At 39.1% G+C, this 478-nt stretch carries 1 protein-coding gene; it reads left to right on the top strand.

The window, feature by feature from the left end:
* The coding region (gene tnpA, locus PGS38_RS14020) for an IS200/IS605 family transposase (RefSeq protein WP_270476384.1) at positions 1-388 on the top strand (388 nt) is incomplete at its 5' end.
* Positions 389-478 lie beyond the last annotated feature (90 nt).

The following is a 478-nucleotide window of genomic DNA, read 5'->3' as shown; positions in this document are numbered from 1 at the left end:
GTATCACATTGTGTTTATTCCTAAATACCGAAAGAAGGTATTGTATGGGAGAATACGCAGAGATGTCCGAGAGATAATAGCAACTTTATGCCAGTATAAAAATGTAGAGATAATTGCAGGAGCGGTATGTATAGATCATGTACATTTAAGCGTAGCAATTCCACCAAAACTCAGAGTATCAGATTTTATGGGGTATCTGAAAGGAAAAAGCACATTAATGATTTATGACAGGCATCCTGAGTTGCAAAGTAAATGGGATAAAGCGTTTTGGGCTAGAGGATATTATGTTGAAACGATTGGCAATATAACAGATGAAGCAGTTCAAAAGTATATAAAAGAGCAAGCAGAAGAATCGAGACGAGAAGATTCGAGTAGTACCGCTTTATAGCGGGCCAGCAAAAGTGCTTGCGATACCGCCCTTTGGGGCGAATAGTAACAATAGCCCTTTGGAGGGCTAATAATAAACCACCAGTTGAAC

The organism is Fusicatenibacter saccharivorans (genome assembly GCF_027667425.1).
GTDB classification, from domain to species: domain Bacteria; phylum Bacillota; class Clostridia; order Lachnospirales; family Lachnospiraceae; genus Fusicatenibacter; species Fusicatenibacter saccharivorans.
Note: the sequence above shows the minus strand (reverse complement) of the source record. Positions and strands in the feature narration are given on the sequence as shown.